This is a genomic window from Kitasatospora sp. NPDC059973 (assembly GCF_042737525.1).
Classification (GTDB): Bacteria; Actinomycetota; Actinomycetes; order Streptomycetales; family Streptomycetaceae; genus Kitasatospora.
The window spans coordinates 1-16,299 of the sequence record NZ_JBHWUI010000043.1 but is presented as its reverse complement, the minus strand read 5'-3'; the positions used below and the strand labels follow the sequence as shown (position 1 = coordinate 16,299).

The window sequence follows — 16,299 nt, the reverse complement described above, 5'->3', positions numbered from 1 at the left end:
ATACAGACCCGGCGTTGTGCCGGCCCCGGCGGCGGGTTGGTCCCCGGTCAGCCGAGCGTTGTGCCGCGCTCGTGGGCCAGCGCCTCCAGGCCGTACCGTGCCACGTGCTCGGCGTTGCTCAGGTCGATCGTCCGGGTGCCCTCGGCGACCAGCCGCGCGTTGACCTCGTCCAGGTGCTGCTGGACGAGCTGCTTCTCGGCGTCGGTGGTGCGGCCCTTGTGCGGCCTACCGGCGTGCGCCAGGCTGGCGTAGTTGACCCGCTCCTTGGCGCCCGTCGGCACCGCGGCCTGGCTCGGGACGGTCCGGGCCACCCGCTTGGCGCCGCGCAGCACGTCGGCCATCGGAGCGGCCGAGGCAAGCCGGTTGAACGCTTCGGCCTCCAGGACCACCGTCTCCGGCTCCTCGGCGTCCGGGAAGTGCAGCTCGATCGTCACCAGGTCGAGCGCCAGCTCTTCCACTGGGGCCAGCTCTTCAGCCAGCGCCTCGATCTCGACCGGCCCGCCCTCCAGGTCGGGGTGCTGGCGCACCACGACGCGCACCAGGTCGCCGTCGTTCTCGACGTGCTTGCCGGTCAGGTCCGAGAACCGAATGATCTTCTGGCCCATGTCCACCTCTCGTGACTGCTGTGATCATCGGAGAGCCTACGCCGGGACCGATCGGTGGCGTCGCCGAACGTTCGGAAGCGCGGGGCAGGCGCGGCGACGGCTCCGCAAGCGGCCCGTGCGCTCGAACGCCGTGGCCTCATGGGCTCCTGACTGCCCGACGGGGTCTCTGGGCGGAAAGGTAGGACAAGCTCAGGAGTCGGCCGCCTGCGTGATGAGGCCGGTGAGTGCCCGCCGCATGATGCGCTCGAACCGCGGTTGCCCGTCCTCCGCCGGGTCCGCTTCCGACTGCTGAGCCAGGGCCGCTGCGACGTGCGGGTGCCCGCCGCGGGCCGCCGTCTCGCCGATGTACGCGGCCTGCGCCCCCTGGCGGCTTGTGAGTCCGCGGTCGGTCTGCAACTCGGCGCGGGAGAACTGCTCGGTCAGGGCGTTCAGCAGGGCGACGATCTCCATACTGGTCCGGCCGGGCAGCCCGGCGGGGGCGAGCGCCCGGAGCGCGTACTCCAGGAAGTCCATCCCGTTCGGGCCGATCCGGAGTGGCTCCGGGGGGACGTCGAGGAGCCAGGGGTGCCGCAGCCGCGCGTCCTTGGCCCGGACCGCGAGGGCGACCAGGTCCTCGGCCGGATCCCCGGTCAGCGGGACGTTCAGGTCGATCTCGCCCGCGACCGCGTCCGTCATCAGGTCGAGGAGGTCGTCGCGGGAGCCGAGGTAGCGGTACAGCGACGCCTGGCCGGTGCCCAGTTCCGCGCCGACCTGGCGCATGGACACGGCCGCGAGGCCGCCGCGGTCCGCCAGCCGGACGGCAACCTCGGCCAACTCCGCACGGGTGTGCACGGCGGCGGGCCCGCGTGTGCCGCGCCCCGGCCGGGTCCAGACGATGACGGGCTCCTGGGCCACTCGTGCACCTGCTCTCATCCGTTGTCGTGCTGCTGCCTGTGAGCGCCCCCTATACTAAAATTGCGAACATCGATCGCACTTTATTGGGAGGCCGCCATGTCCGAGTCCACCGCGCACCCGTGGACCCCGGTCCGCTTCGCCGAGAACGGGCCGGTCAAGCTCGCGTACGACCGGCTCACCGAGGGGACCGGCGGGGAGCCGCTGCTGCTGATGACCGGTCTCGGCGTCAACCGGCTCTGGATCCCGGACGGCCTGTGCCACCTGCTCGCCGACGCGGGCTTCGCCGTCGCCCGCTACGACCAGCGCGACGGCGGCGAATCGACCCACCTGCCGCCCGCCGCCACCAGGAACCCCGTCTCCGCGCTGTTCCGCAAGCGCGGCGAGGCCTATACGGCCGAGGACATGGCGGACGACGCGATCGCCGTCATGGACGCGCTGGGCTGGGAATCCGCGCATCTGCTGGGCGTCTCCCTCGGCGGCGCCATCGCCCAGCGCGTGGCCCTGCGGCACCCGGACCGGGTGCGGACCGTGACGACAATGTCCGCGGTTCCCGGCGATGTCGCGGGCCTGAGGACCATGCGGTTCATCCGGATGGGCACCCTCGCGAAGTTCGCCAAGCTGAAGTTCCCCGCTACCCGGGAGGGCGCGATCGCCGCCAGTGTCGAGGTCTCCCGGCTGCTCGCTTCGCCGGCCCGCCCCTTCGACGAGCACGCCGCGAGGGAAGCCGCCGAGCGCACCGCCGACGCGGGCGTCCACGACCAGCAGGCGCAGAGCCGCCAGATCGGCGCCCAGTGGCACGGCGGCCCGATCAGCCGCATCCAGCGGCCGACACTGGTCCTGCACGGCGCGGACGACCCCTTGATCAAGCCCGCCGCCGCGACGGCGATCGCCTCCCGGATCCCGAACGCTCGCAAGCTGCTGCTGCTGGAGGTCGGTCACGAACTGCCCGAACCGGTCTGGCACACCATCGTCGGCGAGATCCGCGCCCTGGCCGACCTGGCGGCGCGCAGCTGAGGGGAGCTTCGACGAAGGTCCGGCCATCGGCCACCGCGAAGGCCTCGAACGGTCGGCCCGCCGCGTCTTCGACGAGCACCTGCGCCGGGGCGCCGCCCGCGACACCGCCGGCGGCGCCCCGGACTGACCACCGGGTCGCTGCGCCACAGGGCTACCGTGCAGCGATGACCAGTTCTGCACAGCGTCCGCTGCTCTTCCTGGATGTCGACGGACCGCTGATCCCGTTCGGGGCCACCGCGCAGGAGCTTCCGGACGGTTATCCGACGTTTCGGACGGCTGCCGGACTGCGGGGGGCCGACGCGAATCCGCTCCTGGCCAGGATCGATCCCGCGCACGGGCGCCGCTTGGCGGCGCTGCCGTGCGAACTGGTGTGGGCCACGACCTGGATGGCCGAGGCGAACGAGTACGTCGCACCGCTGATCGGCCTGCCGGAACTGCCGGTGGTGACCTGGCCCGAGCCGACCGACCAGGACGAGCAGGACGAGCGGGACGGCCTGCACTGGAAGACCCGCGCCCTGCTCGACTGGTCGGCCGGTCGCCCCTTCGCCTGGGTCGACGACGAGATCACGGACATCGATCGGGTCTGGATGTCGGCGCACCACGGCGGTCGGGCCCTTCTCCATCGCGTCGACCCCCGTCGGGGCCTGACCGACGCCGACTACGCCGTGCTCGACCACTGGCTGCGCCAGGCCTGAGGCAGACCCCCGGCCGGGCGGCCGGTGCTGTCCGGGCCCTCGTGGACGGGACAGGGCGTCGCTCGGCCACTGGGCCGTCAAGTCGGCACGAGGCGGCGAGGCGGCGAGGCGGCGAGGCCGCGGTGCTGCCGGGACCGCGTCGGCGACGGCGACGGGTTGGGCCCGGCAGGCACCGGCCGGCGGTGCCGCCGGTCGGAAACCGGCTGCGGCAGGACCGAGGAGGCTGTCAGGATGCCGGGATGACGACCATCTCCGCTGCTCGCGACTCATTGGAAGGTTTGGCTCTGGGGGACGGATTCGGGGAGCGCTGGTTCCCCCTCTTCCGCTCGCCCGAGGAGGCGTTCGAACAGATCCGGGCCCGGCGCACCCCGGAGGAGGGGCCCTGGCACTGGACCGACGACACCGCGATGGCGCTGTCGGTCTACGGGATCCTGACCGCCTTCGACGCGGTCCACCAGGAGCGGCTCGCCCAGGCCTTCGCGGCCACCTACCGGGCCGACCAGGGGCGCGGGTACGGGTACGGCATGCACGTGCTGCTGCCCGAACTCGGCGCGGACCCGGCGAGTTGGCGTACCGCCGCACGGGCGCTGTTCGACGGCCAGGGCAGCCTCGGCAACGGCGCGGCGATGCGGGTGGCTCCGCTGGGCGCCTGGTTCTGCGCCGACCTGGACGAGGCGGCCGAGCAGGCGGCGCTGTCCGCCGAGGTCACCCACGCGCATCCGGAGGGCGTGGCCGGCGCGGTGGCCGTGGCCCTGGGAGCGGCCCTCGCCGCGCGCGGCCGCTCCGGGACGGCGCCCGCCGGCGCTGACCTGCTGGCCGAGGTCGCGGACCGCACCCCGGCCGGCGCCGTCCGCGACGGGCTGCGCCGGGCCGCCGGGTTGCCCGCCGTCACCGAGCCCTGGCGCGCTGCCGACCTGCTCGGCAACGGGCAGCGGGTCCGGGCGAGCGACACCGTCCCGTTCGCCCTGTGGTCCGCCGCGCATCACCTGGACAGTCTGGCCGACGCCCTCTGGACCACGGCGGAGGGCCTGGGCGACGTGGACACCACCTGCGCCATCACCGGTGGCGTCGTCGCCGCCCGCACCGGCCTGGCGGACGTGCCGCAGGCCTGGCTGGCCTGCCGCGAGCCGCTGCCCGCCTGGGTCGCCGAGGCGGAGTCGGAGTCGGAGGAACGGGCCTGACCCTGCGTGGGTTCGGGCCCGGTCCCGGCGATCGCCGGGACCGGGCTCAGGAGCGCCGGAGGACGACTGGCACCCGGATACCGCCGAACCCGTCGAACGTCGGCACCGCCACACCCCCGGGGCAACGCCGTCCGGACGGCCCTGGAGCCTTCGCGCACCAGGACCATCCGGCTTCCGGGCGGCGGCGCCGCCGAACCAGGAGGACGTTGCGGCCCGCGGGATCGCGTTGTCGCGTCCGCCGGCCACGGTGTGTCCTGCGGACGGCGCCGACCAGGGCAGGCGGTCAGGCGGTGGTGCGCTGCCACTGCTGGTTGTCACCGGTGTTGCAGGTCCACTGCTCCAGCGAAGTACCGTCCGCCGTCGACTGGTTGGTCACGTCGAGGCACTTGCCGCTGTGCCGTGCGACCAGCTTCACCGACGTGGTGCCGGTGGCCTTCCGGGTCTTCCACTGCTGCGAGGTCGCGGTGCTGCAGCGCGGTTTCGGCGGCGTTCTCGGGCTGGTACATGCCGAGGGTTCAGGGGGAGGGCCGGTAGTTGGGGTCGGGCATCCAGCGGACGAGGTCGCCTCGCTGGTCGACCTCCCAGCCGCCCTTGATTCCCCAAGGCGGCACGGCACCGGCGGGGTCGAACGCGGGGTCGGTCTCGTACATCCACTGGCCGGGCGACGTGAGGTTCTCGAACTCCGGCTGGAGGTGAGGTCGGTGTGTTCACCGCCGGCGCCTGCCCGATCCCTCCTGCCGCGGAACCCTGCCGTCAGGTGCGGCGGCCGAAGAGGGGGCCGAGGACGAGTTCGGCGGCGCCAACGGCGACGGCCAGGCGGCCGGCGGTGCTGACGGAGACCGGGACGGGCTGCCAGTCGGGGTCCGGGATCCGGGACTCGAGCTGTGCGGTGACACCGGCGAGGTAGACGTCGGGGGCGGACAGCACGGCCCGCCCGCCGAGCACCACCCGGTCGATGTCGAGCAGCCGGACGAGGTTGGCGACGCCCACGCCGAGCAGTCGCGCCGCGGCGGCGTGGTCGCCGCGGCGCAGCTCGGCGAGGCAGAGCACCTCCAGGCAGCCGCGGTTGCCGCAGTCGCAGGGCGGTCCGTCGAGCTGAACGGTCTGGTGGCCGAACTCGCCGGCGTTGGTGCGGGTGCCGCGGTGCAGGGTCCCGTCGAGGAGCAGGCCCGCGCCGAGGCCGGCGGAGAGGTGGACGTAGGCGAGGCCGCCACCGGGTCGCGGGGTGGTCGGGGCCTCGGCCAGGGCGGCGGTGTTGGTGTCCTTGTCGACGACGACGGGCAGGCCGTCCAGCCGGGCGGCGAGTTCGTCGCGCAGCGGGTAGCGGTCCCAGCCCGGGGAGTCCCGGGCGTCGAGCGGGGTGAACCAGTGCAGGACGCCGGCGGCGTGGTCGAGCGGTCCGCGGCAGCCGATGCCGGCCCCGAGCAGGCGGGCGCCCGGCGGCAGGTCGGCGGCGGCCCGGTGGATCCGCGCGGTGACCAGGCGGACGGCGTCGGCGGGGGTGAGGCCGCGCTCGACGGGTTCGGTGCGGACGTGGTGGTGGCGGCCCGCGAGGTCGACCAGCAGGACGGTGAGCTCGTCGCGCTCCAGGTGGACGCCGACGGCGCAGGCGGCTTCGGCGCGCAGCCGGAGCATGGTGCGGGGCTTGCCGCCGGTGGAGGCCGCCTGGCCGGCTTCGACGATCATGCCTTCGGCGAGCAGCCGGGCGGTGATCTTGCCGATGGCCTGCGGGGTGAGGCCGGTCCGGGCGGCGAGTTCGACGCGGCTGCCGCCCTGCGGGGCGGCCCGGAGCAGGCCGAGGACCAGGGCGGCGTTGTGGTCGCGCAGTCCGGCCAGGTTGGTGCCGGCCGGTCGGTGGTGGCCGGCCGGGCCGGGGGGCGGCGTCGTCATGGGCTCATTCTGCCTGGGGCCGGGCGGGCGGGGCTTGCACTTAGGAAACACCGTTGTTTAACTGGTTCGCATGACCTTCGAGAGCACCCCCGGTCCCGGGCACCCCGCCCTCCGCGTCGGACTGGTCGGCTACGGCCTGGCCGGAGCGGCCTTCCACGCCCCGCTGATCGCCGCCACGCCCGGGCTCCGCCTGGACGCCGTGGTCACGTCCGCGCCCGAGCGGCGCGAGCAGCTGCGCCAGGACCACCCGCAGGCCCGCGTCGTGGACAGCGCCGAGCAGCTGCTGGCCGCTCCCGGCGCCCTCGACCTGCTGGTCGTCGCCTCCCCCAACCGCAGCCACGTGCCGCTCGCCCGGGCCGCCCTGGAGGCCGGGCTGCCCGTCGTGGTGGACAAGCCGCTCGCCGCCACCGCGGCCGAGGCGGCCGGCCTGGTCGAGCTCGCCGAGGCCCGCGGCCTGCTGCTCACCGTCTTCCAGAACCGCCGCTGGGACACCGACTTCCGCACCGTCCGGCAGCTGGTCGACACCGGCGCGCTCGGCACCGTGCACCGCTACGAGTCCCGCTTCGAGCGCTGGCGGCCGGAGCTGAAGGAGGGCTGGCGCGAGTCCGCCGACCCGGTCGACGCCGGCGGCATCCTCTACGACCTGGGCAGCCACCTGATCGACCAGGCGCTCACCCTCTTCGGCCCGGCCGTCCAGGTGTACGCCGAGGTGGACGTCCGCCGCGCCGGCGCCGCCGTGGACGACGACGCCTTCGTGGCGCTGACCCACGCCGGCGGGGTCCGCTCCCACCTGTGGATGAGCGCGCTGGCCGGCCGGCCCGGACCGCGCCTGCGCGTCCTGGGCGACCGCTCCGCGTACACCGTGGACGGCATGGACCCGCAGGAGGACGCGCTGCGCGCCGGACAGCGCCCGGGCCCGGGCTGGGGTGAGGTGCCCGCCTCGGGGTACGGCCTGCTCGGCACCACCGACGGCGCCGCCGGGTACCCCTCGCTCCCCGGCGACTACCCCGCCTTCTACGCCGGGGTGGTCCGCTCGCTGCGCGAGGGCGCGCCCGCGCCGGTCGACCCGCGCGACGCCGTCGCGGCGCTGACCGTCCTGGAGGCCGCCCGCCGCTCGGCCGCCGAGGGCCGCACCGTCACCCTGACCGAGAGGGTCGCCCGATGACCCCCGACGAGGCCACCGCCCTGATCCAGCGGGTCGAGGACGAGGAGCGCCGGCTGCGCCTGCCGCGCTTCGACAACGACGACGCCTGGTTGCTCGGCACCCTGCTGGTCGGCCTGGCGCGCGCCGAGGAGGCGCCCGTGGTGGTGGACATCCGGCGCAACGGCCAGCAGCTCTTCCACTACGCGCTGCCGGGCAGTTCGGCCGACAACGACGCCTGGATCCTGCGCAAGGCCCGCACGGTGGACCGCTACGGCTGCTCCTCCTACCTGGTCGGCCTGCGCTTCGCGGCCAAGGGTCGGACCTTCGAGGAGGACTCCCGGCTCGACCCCGACACCTACGCCGCCCACGGCGGCGCGTTCCCGATCCACGTGCAGGGCGTCGGGGTGGTCGGCACGGTGGCCGTCTCCGGCCTCCCCCAGGCCGAGGACCACCGCCTGGTCGTCACCGCCCTCGAACGGCACCTGGACCGGCGCCTCGAAACCGTCTGACCCGCCTCCGGACGCCTACCGCCCCGGCGAGGCGGCGGGCGGCGGGGGCCTGCCTGGACCTGGAGGGGATCCGGCCCCCGCCGGCCTGCTCACCCGGCGACCGAGTCCCAGGCCTGAGGCCGTTGATCGTGGTGCCGCGCGGGGAGGACCCGGCGTGCCGGTGGCGGTTTCCGGCGATCGTCGCGGCACCACGGCCCGTAAGGCGCCCGGCCGACGTCCCGTCACCCGCCGGCGTCCCGTCACCCGCCGGCGGCGGCCTCCCGGAGGCGGCGGATCTCGGGGTTGCGGCGCAGGTCGGGGAAGCGGTCGCAGAGGCCGCGCACCACCTCGCCGAGGAAGGCCCGGGTGGCGGCCTCGAACTCGGCGTACTCCGCGCTGCCCTTGCCGTCCCGCTCCCGGTGGATCCGGACGGTCTCCTTGCCGCCCCGGCGTTCGAAGCGGTACTCGCCGGCGCCCCCGGCGGCCGAGTAGCGGGCGCGCCCGGCGCCCGCCAGCTCCCCGGCCGCGGTGAACAGGCCGAGCGCGAGGTCCAGGACGGGCCCGGTGCCGCTGAAGTCGGCGCCCTCGACCCGGAACGTGTAGGGGCCCCAAAACGCCTCGCAGGTGAGGTCGTAGAGGTCCGCCGCGGCGAAGTCCATGGTGCCGCGGGGTCCGCGGTCGGCGCCGCCGGTGTCGGCGGCGGAGAAGGACAGTTCGATCATGATGCTCGCATTCTCGCAGGTGGGCGGGACGGCGGATCGCCGGGGGCTGATGCTCCAGCCCCCGGCGATCCGGGTCTCACGGTCGGGACCGTTCGGTCGGTGCGACCCCGGTCAGTACGGGTGCGCCGTCCTGGCCGTCCTCCGTCCCTTGTGCTGCTTCACGACGACGCGCAGCCGCGTGGTGTGCCGGCCGTTGCCGTCCCGGCCGATGATCCGGCCGAAGTCGTGCTCGTAGATCCGGCCGTCGCGGCCACCGGTGTTGGCCCGGCTCTTGCCCTTCTTGATCGTGGTGTGGATCAGGTACTTGACCTCGCGGACGTTGCGCGAGCGGAACCGGCTCTTGCCCGCCACGCGGGACTTCGCGCCGTGCCCGCCGAGGATGTGCGGCAGGTCGATGTGGCACGCGTTCTTGTTGTGCGCGACGACCCAGTCGTCGCCGACCCGCACGCTGTAGGTGTGCTGGTCGCCGATGGTGAGGTTGACGACCAGCTGGTCGGCGATCTCGCCCCGGTCGGTGACCCGGGTGACCGGGACCGGGGTGCCGGCCGGCGTCACCAGGGAGTCGCCGACCCGCACCTGCGCGGCGTCGGTCCAGCCCTTGCCGCTCACCCAGACCGGGTGCTCGGCGGTGACCCGCAGCGCGGCCGCGGTGTCCGGGTCCCCGGTCGCGCTCGCCGTCACCGTCGCCGGATCCGCCGTCGCGGTCTCGATGTCGACCAGGTGCTTGGTGCCGTACCCGTAGATCACCGACAGCACCGGCTCCGGCCGGGTCTGACCGGTCGCCGGGTCGGTGGAGAGCACCAGGTCGCCGACCTGGACCTCACCGATCGGCAGCTGCCCGCCGTCGCCCATCAGCACCGGGGTGCCCGGGTCGAAGGAGTTGCAGCCGGTCCGCCGGAACACCGAGCGGACCCGGGAGGAGACGCGCCGCACGCGCGCCGCGCCCCGCGAGTAGCGGGCGGCCGCGAAGCCGGCCCGGACCGCCGTGTTGCCGCCGACCAGGCCGGCCGCCGCGGTGATGCTCATCTCGGCGGCCTTGCGCCAGTTGCCGGTCGCCGCGTACGAGACGGCGGAGACGGCGGCCGCGGCGGAGCCGATCGGGCCCGGGATGTACGACGCGACCTCGGCGACCTTGGCCACCACGTGCACGGTCTTCTTCAGCCACTTGGGCATGCCCCAGTGGCCGTCGAGGTCCGTGCAGTTGACCGGGTCGCCGGTGCAGTAGTCGTACGCGCCGGCGTTGCCGCCGGGCTCCGGGTCGACCTGGAGGAAGCGGCCGAGCGCCGGGCTGTAGAGGCGGGCACCCATGAGGATGTCGCCGTCCTGGGCCTCGGCGGAGCGCTGCTTGCCGCCCAGCCAGCCGTACCGCGCGGCGGCCTGGCCGTCCTGCGGGATGCCGAACTCGTCGAAGTCCAGCACGACCGGCTTGGTGAGCGCCGGGTCGGTCGTCAGCACGACGGAGCCGAACAGGTCGGTCAGCTGGAGCTGGACGTCGCCGGTCCGGCTCGTGGTGGCCACCAGGTCGGTGTCCGGGCCCGAGACGTTGCGGGTCACGGTGCCCTGGGTGGTGTCCTCGACGACCCAGCGGACCTCGTCGGAGTCGTCGCCGTAGTGGTTGAGCTTCGACGTGGCGTTGGCCCACGAGCCGTCGGTCTGCTTCTTGGCCGTGGTGAACGCGGTGAGGCGGTGGGCGGCGTCCTGGGCCCACTGCTGCCTGGTGTCCCCCTTCTCCTGGGCGGCGACCTTGTCGTTGGCCCAGTAGGTGTTGGTCGCGCCGGTCGCGGTCCGCACCGTCCGCCCGAAGGCGTCGTACCCGAAGCCGGGGTCGGTGAGCCGGTCGGCGGAGTCGTAGCCGTGGTTCTCGACGGTGGCCCCGGTCGTGCCGCAGGTGCCGTCGAGGGCCGAGGGCAGGGTGGTCTTCGACAGCCGGTTGGAGTGGGCGTCGAAGGCGTACTGCCGGGTCACGCAGCCGGTCGTGGTGGTCGACTGCTGGGCCTTCACCAGTCGGCCGAGCCGGTCGTAGCGGTAGGTGCGGGTGGCGGTGGAGCTGGTGTCCCTGGCCACCTGGCCCTGGGTGGAGACGTCGCTGGTCTGGGCCCAGACCACGGCGTTGTCGGAGGAGCGGGTGTAGGTGCGGCCGGTGGCCTCGCCGACCGCGTTGAAGGTGTCCCTGCGGACGATCCCGCCGGGGTAGGTCTGCTCGACCAGCTGGCCGTCCGGACCGTAGGCGGCGGTGAACTCGCCGGCCGTGCTGTCGTTGACCGAGGTGACCAGGCCGCGCGGCTCCTTCGCGCGGTCGTAGGTGTAGGTGGTGGACCCGGTCGGGTCGGCGACCTTCACCGGCTTGCCGAAGGCGTCGAACTCCGTGGTGGTGGTGCCGCCGTCGGCGTCCGTGTAGGAGACCAGCCGGCCCAGCTGGTCCATGACCCGGGTCAGCGACTTGCCGTCGGCCGTGGTCCGCACCGCGTCACCCGTGGCCGGGTCGTACTCGGTGGTGACCTTCGGCATCGCCACGCCCTCGTCCGAGGTGATCTCGGTCGAGGTGATCCGGTCGGCGCCGTCGTAACCGACGACCGTCCTGCGCGACTTGCCCGCGTTGGTCTCGGTGGTCTCCTCGGGCTCGCCGAACGGCGAGTACCGGGTGACCCGCTTGACGGGCAGCGTGGTCGGCATCCGGGTGCCGTCGGCATCGGTGACCGCGCCGCCGGGCAGCGTGGCGCACGGGCTGCCCGCCCACTCGGGGCGGTTGGCGCAGGCGGGGTCCTCCGGGTTGGCACCGGCGGTGTAGAACACCGACCTGACCGTCCCGGCGTCGCCGCCCGTCGAACCCGGCTTGCGCGACTCCACGGCGCGGCCGGCGGCGTCGTACCGGATGGTCGCCGTCAGCTTGGCGCCGAGCGCGTCGGTGGTCACCGAGGTGGCCGCCTTCAGCGTCCAGCCGGCGGTGCCGCCGATCGGGGCGTCGTAGCCCGTCCTGGTGACCCGCAGCTCGACGTCGTCGGCGTACCCGTCGATCCGGGCGCCGTCGGTGCTGGTGGTGACCAGGTGGTAGGCCTTGCCGTCGGGCTTGCCCTCGTCGTAGGTGTTGGTGTTGTGGTCCCGCGCCACGACCGGCGTGCCGGCGGCGAGCGTGGGGTTGAGCGTGGTCTTGGTCAGGGTGACCCGGTCCAGACCCGCCTGGTAGGAGGGCGCGACGGCCGCCGGGTTCTTCCCGGTGACGGTGAGCCGCAGCTCGTGGTCGCCGCGGGCGAGCCGGCCGGTCGGACCGGCGGCGAACGGGGTGGTGGTGACCGCCGCGCTGTAGCCGTCGAAGGGGGCACCGACGTTCTGGCCGTCGATCGACAGCTGGACGATGCCGTAGTCGGCCGCCTTGGTGAGCAGCGCGCCGAGCTGGTACGTGCCCTCCTCGGGGACCGAGATCCGGAAGGAGGCGTTGTCCCCGACCGCGTCGGCGGCGAGGAACACCTGGCCGCCGCCGGACCAGCCGGCCCCGGCGCAGCAGGTGGCCAGGGTCTGGACGCGCACCGGGTCGGTGGCGCCCAGCTGGACCAGGCTCTCGCCCTCGGCCGTGACGGTGACGGGTACGGTCTGGCCGTCGACCTGCTCGGCGAGCGAGGCGCGGTAGACCGGTCCGAGCGTCTCGGTGACGTCGAGGCCGTCCGGCGTGTAGAGGGTCCGGGAGTCCAGCAGACGGGCCCGGGACGCGGAGTCGGCGGGCAGGTTCAGTTCGGCCGCGAGGCGTTCGGTGTCCGGGTGGGTGCCGAGCGCGATGGCGCGGTTGGTGGCCTCCAGGGTGCGGACGGCGTGGCCGTAGCGGTCGTACTCGGTGGTGTCGATGTCGCCGCCGGGGGTGGTCGACGGCGTCGCCGTGTTGACCTCGTTGCCGGAGGCGTTCAGGTAGTGGACGACGGCCGGCCGGTAGCCGTCCGGTCCGGGCCTGGCCGCGGTGGCGGTGCCGGTGCCCGGGTCGTCCTCGGGGCCGTAGACGGCGGTGGCGTCGGTCGGCGCGTCGGTCTGGGCCCAGGCGGCCACGTCCGGGCCGCCGAGGTCGTACGGACCGCCCGTGGCGCGCGTCAGCGGCACGTCGTAGACGACCTTGCTCGCGGTCTCACCGCTGACCTGGTCCTTGCTGCCCCTGGCTAGGGCCGCGCGACGGACCTTCAGCAGGCGTCCCGGGTCCTGGTCCGCGGCGGCCCTGCCGTAGTCGAGGTTCCACGGCAGCTCGCCCGCGGGGGTGATCCGGGTGACCCGCCCCGCGTCGTCGTAGTCGTAGGCGGTCTTCAGCGGCTGGGCCAGGCGCGGGTCCCAGACCTGGGCCAGGCGGCCGCGCTCGTCGTAGACGTAGTGCGCGACCTCGACCGCTTCCTGCTTGGCGGTCACCGGGTTCCAGGACCAGACCTTCACGGACCGGATCCGGTCGGTGAAGTCGCCCGGGGCCGAGGCCGTCGCGGTGGTGGCGGACGCGTAGTCGTAGTCGGTGACCTCGCAGCCGCGCGGCAACGGGTCGACGGTGCAGCCGTTCGCGTCGTCGACACCGGGCTCGACCGGGGCGATCACCCGCTTGACGAGCGAGCGCCGGTCGGTGGAGTCGTAGACGTAGCGGGCGGTGGACCCGGCGTCCGGCCCGGTGGAGGACTGGACGCTGTACACGTCCGAGCCGGCCTGGCGGGCGAACACCGTGGCGGAACCGTCCAGTTCGGACAGCGTGTAGGTGTCGCCGGTCGCCTTCAGGACGAGGTGCTCGGCGCCCGGTTCGGGGAAGAGCGTGCCGTCCTGCGCCCGCGCGAAGGTGAGCGAGGTGTCGTCGACGCCCTTGAGGACGGCGGCGTCCGCGCTCGGGAAGGCCAGCGACACGTAGTCGGCGGACTCGCCGTGCGCCCCGCCGGCCCACTGCGGGCCGAACGGCGCGACCAGCTCGCGCACCGACATGCCGTCGAAGTAGACCGGCTTGTCGGCGTTGTCCGAGTGCCCGTTGTAGAGCCGGATCTGCGCCTCGGTGGCGTCCGCGGCAAGCGTGACGTCGGTGGTCAGCTCGGCCCAGGCGTCGGTGTACGGCGCCTTGCGGGAGACGGTCGTGGTCAGCGCGCCGGCCTTGCCGTGGACGGCCACGATCCGCATGCCGCGGTCGTCGAGGCCCGCGGTCAGCCCGGTCGAGGAAGGCACGTACACCCAGGCCTTGACCCGGTAGGTGTGGCCGGGCTTCATGCCCAGTTGGAGGCCGCCCGAGCCGCCGAGCAGCGCGTAGGTGTCACCGCTGCGGTTGGCGTCCGGCAGGACCTTCAGCGAGTCGGTCGAGCCGCCCTGGCCCCGGTCGGTGACCCGCAGGGCGGTGCCCGGGGTGGCCAGGAAGCCGGTGGTGTCGGTGGAGACCTGCTGCTGGTTGGCGGTCAGCCGCTCGCCCTGTTCCTGCCAGCCGCGGGTCGCGCCGCGGGAGGAGGAGGAACGCGTGGTGGTCATGCCGAACTCGTCGGTGTCGGTGACGTCCACCGAGTAGTCACCGGTGAGCAGGTTGACCGAGCCGGGGCCGACCTCGACGCCGGTGGCGCCGTCGGCGTTGGCGTCGGCGGTGAAGGTGGACCAGGCCGTCGGGTAGGCCGGGTCGCTGTCCTTGTCCGTGTAGAGCAGCGCGCGGACCTGTACGACGCCGCCGATCTGCCCCAGCGACTCCAGCACCGACCAGTTGGCGTGGCCGCCGAGCTCGGCGAGCCGCGGCCGGGTGCCGGCGGTCGGGGTGTTGTCGGCCTTGGTGAGGTGGGCCGCCGGGATGTCGTACTCGGTGGCGCCGGGGCCGCGGCGGTACTGCCAGGTGACCCGGGTGTACTGGGTCTGGGCGTCGACCGCGAGCTTGACGCGCTTGGCGGTCTCGGAGCCGTCGACCGGGGAGCTGACGCCGGCCCGGCCGACCCGGAAGGTGTGGACGGCCGGGTCGGAGAGGTTGTCCGCCCGGTCCTTGGTCTGCACCTTGAGGGTGTGCGTGCCGTCGGTGGGCGGGGTGATCGACGCGGTGGTCGCACCGGTCGCGTCGACCGTCACCGGTGCCTTGCCGTCCAGGGTGTAGACGTAGCCGACCACGTCGTCGGTGCCGGCCGGCGGGGTGAGGGTGAACCGTCCGGTCTGGCCGGCGGTGCCGTGCCACACCTCGTCGGCGGGGTAGTCGGCGGAGGTGACGAACGGCGCGCCCGGCCGGGTGGTGTCGGCGACGACGACCACGTCCTGCGGGGCCCACGGCGAGTTGTCGGTGCCGTCCCAGAGCCGGGCGCCCATCGAGTACTGCACGCCCTCGTCGAGCTTGGCGAGGCCGAAGTCGGCCGGCTTCACCTGGGCGTAGCTGCCGTTCGGGACCTCCTTGTAGACGCGCTTGACGAGGACGCCGGCGCGGTAGAGGTCGAAGTCGGCGCCGACCTTGCCGCCGCTGTCCGGGTCACTGGCCAGGACCTGGAAGGTCGGGGTGGCCGAGGAGGTGAAGCGGGGGTTGCCCTGGCGGGCCGGGAACACGTCGACCGCCGGCGGCGCCGCGGGGACGGTGTTGTAGGTCACCGACAGGAACGGCGGGTGGCCGCCCTGGGAGGAGTCGAAGCGCTTCCACGAGTACGGGCTGGTCTCGGTGGAGGCGCGCAGGCCGAGGGCGTTGTTGGTGTAGCCGTTGTCGGACCAGGCGGTGACCAGCGAGGTGACGTCCTGGGCGACCCAGGCGTCGCCGCAGCCGGCGTTCTCGTTGCCCTTGGTGGCGTTGCTGACCGCCCACTGCTTGTTCCAGTTGGGCTGGTTGGTCCACCGGGAGCCGGTGGAGGCGAGGCCGGTGTCCCAGACCTCCCAGGACCAGGGCTCGCAGGACCACGAGTGGGTGTTGTACAGGTTCAGCTTCGCCGAGAGGATGTGCTTGCCGTGGTACGGACCCTCGGGGAAGTGCAGGAAGGAGCGGGCGACCTGGCCGCTGCCGTTGTTGCCGAGCTTCAGCTCGGTGGCGGACGACTGGTCGGTGGTCCAGCCCTGCTGGACGAAGGTGTCGAAGGAGGCGCCGACGGTGAGCGCCGGGTCGATCGTCACCGGGTAGCTGGTCGCCGGGTCGCCGAGGAAGCCGGCGTCCGGGGTGAAGACCAGCTCGGCCTCCGCGCCGGCACCGCGCAGCTCCATCGCGACGGGCGCGCGGCGGTTGTGCTCCAGCGACTGCGGGTCGACCGCCGCGTCCCACATCACGGGAGCGGGGATCTTCGCCTGCACCTTGCCGGACGGACGCTCGGTCAGCTCGATCGAGCCGTCGTCCTTGCGGTCGACGTCCAGGCCGCTGGTGTCGATCGGCAGCACGACGGTGCCGGCCTGGGAGACGGCCGAGCGGTCCTTGACGATCAGGTACTGCTCGAAGCCGGTCCGGGTGGCCTCCAGGACGAGGTCCACTCCGGGGCGGGCGTCGACGTAGGTGGCCCGGCTGCCGTCGAGCCTGGGCTTGGGCAGGCGGCCGAGCCAGCCGAGCTGCACCTGCTGCTCGCCGGCGCCGATCTTGACCAGCTCGCGCTCGGCGGGCTTCTCGGCGGCGGGGTTGGGCGCGGCGGCAGCGGCGGGGGCCGAGTCGGCGGGCTTGGCGAAGGCGGAGCCGGGGCCGGGTGCGGAGCCGGGGCCGGGCGCGGTGGGCAGCTGCGGCCGGGCCTCGTCGCGGCCGGCCCGGGCG

At 74.0% G+C, this 16,299-nt stretch carries 11 protein-coding genes and 1 pseudogene; 5 read left to right on the top strand and 7 right to left on the bottom strand.

What is annotated here, in order from left to right; translation table 11 throughout:
* Positions 1 to 47: 47 nt before the first annotated feature.
* Both ACFWA9_RS14560 and ACFWA9_RS14555 read right to left on the bottom strand, forming a co-directional pair.
* Positions 48 to 605 (bottom strand): hypothetical protein, encoded by a 558-nt coding sequence (locus tag ACFWA9_RS14560; RefSeq protein WP_380386990.1) that lies wholly within the window; start codon positions 603 to 605, stop codon positions 48 to 50.
* 189 nt (positions 606 to 794) lie between these two features.
* A complete protein-coding gene (locus ACFWA9_RS14555) occupies positions 795 to 1,517 on the bottom strand; it encodes a TetR/AcrR family transcriptional regulator (RefSeq protein ID WP_380386987.1) in 723 nt (240 codons plus the stop codon).
* Positions 1,518 to 1,595: 78 nt separating this feature from the next.
* Between ACFWA9_RS14555 and ACFWA9_RS14550 the strand changes: the two genes are divergently transcribed.
* The 3 genes from ACFWA9_RS14550 to ACFWA9_RS14540 all read left to right on the top strand — a co-directional run bounded on the left by ACFWA9_RS14550 (position 1,596) and on the right by ACFWA9_RS14540 (position 4,389).
* Entirely contained in the window at positions 1,596 to 2,513 is a 918-nt protein-coding gene (locus tag ACFWA9_RS14550; protein WP_380386986.1) for an alpha/beta fold hydrolase, read from the top strand.
* 164 nt (positions 2,514 to 2,677) lie between these two features.
* Positions 2,678 to 3,208: an HAD domain-containing protein gene (locus tag ACFWA9_RS14545; RefSeq protein ID WP_380386984.1), complete on the top strand. Its 531-nt coding sequence runs from the start codon at positions 2,678 to 2,680 to the stop codon at positions 3,206 to 3,208.
* A 239-nt stretch (positions 3,209 to 3,447) separates the two neighbouring features.
* The gene (locus ACFWA9_RS14540; protein WP_380386982.1) at positions 3,448 to 4,389 is read left to right on the top strand and encodes an ADP-ribosylglycohydrolase family protein; all 942 of its coding nucleotides are present in this window, start codon (positions 3,448 to 3,450) and stop codon (positions 4,387 to 4,389) included.
* A 283-nt stretch (positions 4,390 to 4,672) separates the two neighbouring features.
* Here ACFWA9_RS14540 and ACFWA9_RS14535 read toward each other — a convergent pair.
* From ACFWA9_RS14535 to ACFWA9_RS14525, 3 genes and pseudogenes are all read right to left on the bottom strand, one after another.
* Positions 4,673 to 4,834: pseudogene (locus ACFWA9_RS14535) on the bottom strand (RICIN domain-containing protein); the annotation flags it as partial.
* A 70-nt stretch (positions 4,835 to 4,904) separates the two neighbouring features.
* Positions 4,905 to 5,039, bottom strand: a complete 135-nt coding sequence (locus ACFWA9_RS14530) for a hypothetical protein (RefSeq protein WP_380387094.1) — start codon at positions 5,037 to 5,039, stop codon at positions 4,905 to 4,907.
* Between the two features lie 103 nt (positions 5,040 to 5,142).
* Complete coding sequence (locus ACFWA9_RS14525) at positions 5,143 to 6,279, bottom strand: ROK family protein (RefSeq protein WP_380386980.1); 1,137 nt, start codon at positions 6,277 to 6,279, stop codon at positions 5,143 to 5,145.
* Between the two features lie 70 nt (positions 6,280 to 6,349).
* Between ACFWA9_RS14525 and ACFWA9_RS14520 the strand changes: the two genes are divergently transcribed.
* Positions 6,350 to 7,444 carry a Gfo/Idh/MocA family oxidoreductase gene (locus tag ACFWA9_RS14520; RefSeq protein WP_380386977.1) on the top strand — a complete coding sequence of 365 codons (1,095 nt, stop codon included), beginning with the start codon at positions 6,350 to 6,352 and terminating at the stop codon, positions 7,442 to 7,444.
* Positions 7,441 to 7,932, top strand: a complete 492-nt coding sequence (locus ACFWA9_RS14515) for a heme-degrading domain-containing protein (RefSeq protein ID WP_352291555.1) — start codon at positions 7,441 to 7,443, stop codon at positions 7,930 to 7,932. The genes ACFWA9_RS14520 and ACFWA9_RS14515 overlap by 4 nt, the downstream gene beginning before the upstream one ends.
* Before the next feature lie 239 nt (positions 7,933 to 8,171).
* On the opposite strand, the gene ACFWA9_RS14510 is transcribed toward ACFWA9_RS14515, so the two are convergent.
* A complete protein-coding gene (locus ACFWA9_RS14510; protein WP_352291557.1) occupies positions 8,172 to 8,633 on the bottom strand; it encodes a hypothetical protein in 462 nt (153 codons plus the stop codon).
* Between the two features lie 111 nt (positions 8,634 to 8,744).
* A partial coding sequence (locus tag ACFWA9_RS14505; protein WP_380386972.1) for a DNRLRE domain-containing protein occupies positions 8,745 to 16,299 on the bottom strand: 7,555 nt, incomplete at its 5' end.

What these genes read in the sequence shown, in the direction of transcription:
- ACFWA9_RS14540 (WP_380386982.1), top strand. Translation starts at nt 3,448, where the DNA reads ATGACGACCATCTCCGCTGCTCGCGACTCATTGGAAGGTTTGGCTCTG.
- ACFWA9_RS14525 (WP_380386980.1), bottom strand. Translation starts at nt 6,279, where the DNA reads ATGACGACGCCGCCCCCCGGCCCGGCCGGCCACCACCGACCGGCCGGC.
- ACFWA9_RS14530 (WP_380387094.1), bottom strand. Translation starts at nt 5,039, where the DNA reads ATGTACGAGACCGACCCCGCGTTCGACCCCGCCGGTGCCGTGCCGCCT.
- ACFWA9_RS14545 (WP_380386984.1), top strand. Translation starts at nt 2,678, where the DNA reads ATGACCAGTTCTGCACAGCGTCCGCTGCTCTTCCTGGATGTCGACGGA.
- ACFWA9_RS14515 (WP_352291555.1), top strand. Translation starts at nt 7,441, where the DNA reads ATGACCCCCGACGAGGCCACCGCCCTGATCCAGCGGGTCGAGGACGAG.
- ACFWA9_RS14560 (WP_380386990.1), bottom strand. Translation starts at nt 605, where the DNA reads ATGGGCCAGAAGATCATTCGGTTCTCGGACCTGACCGGCAAGCACGTC.
- ACFWA9_RS14510 (WP_352291557.1), bottom strand. Translation starts at nt 8,633, where the DNA reads ATGATCGAACTGTCCTTCTCCGCCGCCGACACCGGCGGCGCCGACCGC.
- ACFWA9_RS14555 (WP_380386987.1), bottom strand. Translation starts at nt 1,517, where the DNA reads ATGAGAGCAGGTGCACGAGTGGCCCAGGAGCCCGTCATCGTCTGGACC.
- ACFWA9_RS14550 (WP_380386986.1), top strand. Translation starts at nt 1,596, where the DNA reads ATGTCCGAGTCCACCGCGCACCCGTGGACCCCGGTCCGCTTCGCCGAG.
- ACFWA9_RS14520 (WP_380386977.1), top strand. Translation starts at nt 6,350, where the DNA reads ATGACCTTCGAGAGCACCCCCGGTCCCGGGCACCCCGCCCTCCGCGTC.